Raw genomic sequence first — 1,127 nt, 5'->3', positions numbered from 1 at the left:
ATGCAGCTCACCGGTGACCGTTTCACCTCGGAGACCGCGTCCTTCGGGAACGATCTGTCCACTCTTCCGAACTTCCCCGCCGAGATCCGGGCCCCTGCCGGGACCCTGCCGGGTGTGTCGTCCTTCCAGCTGCACTTCGCCGACCACGACATCCTCACGCCGGGCGACGCGCCCAATGTGCTGGTCGCGATGAACCCCGCCGCCCTCAAGGCCAACATCGCCGACCTGCCGCGCGGCGCGGAGATCATCGTCAACACGGACGAGTTCACCAAACGGGCGATGCAGAAGGTCGGGTACGCCGCCTCCCCGCTGGAGGACGGCTCGCTCGACGGCTACAGCCTGCACGAGGTGCCGCTGACGACGCTGACGGTGGAGGCGCTCAAGGAGTTCGATCTCTCCCGCAAGGAGGCCGAGCGCAGCAAGAACATGTTCGCGCTGGGCCTGCTGTCCTGGATGTACCACCGGCCCACCGAGGGCACCGAGAAGTTCCTGCGGTCCAAGTTCGCCAAGAAGCCGGCCATCGCCGAGGCGAACCTCGCCGCGTTCCGCGCGGGCTGGAACTTCGGCGAGACGACCGAGGACTTCGCGGTCTCCTATGAGATCGCCCCGGCCACGACCGCCTTCCCGACCGGGACCTACCGCAACATCTCCGGGAACCTGGCTCTCGCCTACGGCCTGATCGCCGCCTCGCGCCAGGCCGATCTGCCGCTGTTCCTGGGCTCGTACCCGATCACTCCGGCCTCGGACATCCTGCACGAGCTGAGCCGGCACAAGAACTTCGGCGTACGGACCTTCCAGGCGGAGGACGAGATCGCCGGCATCGGGGCGGCGCTGGGCGCGGCCTTCGGGGGTTCGCTGGGGGTGACGACGACCTCCGGCCCGGGGGTGGCGCTCAAGTCGGAGACCATCGGGCTCGCCGTCTCCCTCGAACTCCCGCTCCTCGTCGTCGACATCCAGCGCGGCGGGCCGTCCACCGGTCTGCCGACCAAGACCGAACAGGCGGACCTGCTGCAGGCGATGTTCGGGCGCAACGGCGAAGCGCCGGTGCCGATCGTCGCCCCGTGCACCCCGGCCGACTGCTTCGACGCCGCCATGGAGGCGGCGCGGATCGCGCTGACCTACCGCAC

1 protein-coding gene is annotated in these 1,127 nt (G+C 69.2%); it reads left to right on the top strand.

The features are described from left to right. On the top strand, positions 1-1,127 hold a 1,127-nt coding region (locus ACIBW9_RS42500), incomplete at both ends, for a 2-oxoacid:acceptor oxidoreductase family protein (RefSeq protein ID WP_398964244.1).

It is taken from the genome of Streptomyces sp. NPDC049541 (genome assembly GCF_044465725.1).
Lineage (GTDB): Bacteria > Actinomycetota > Actinomycetes > Streptomycetales > Streptomycetaceae > Streptomyces.
This window is presented reverse-complemented; position numbering and strand designations above follow the sequence as displayed.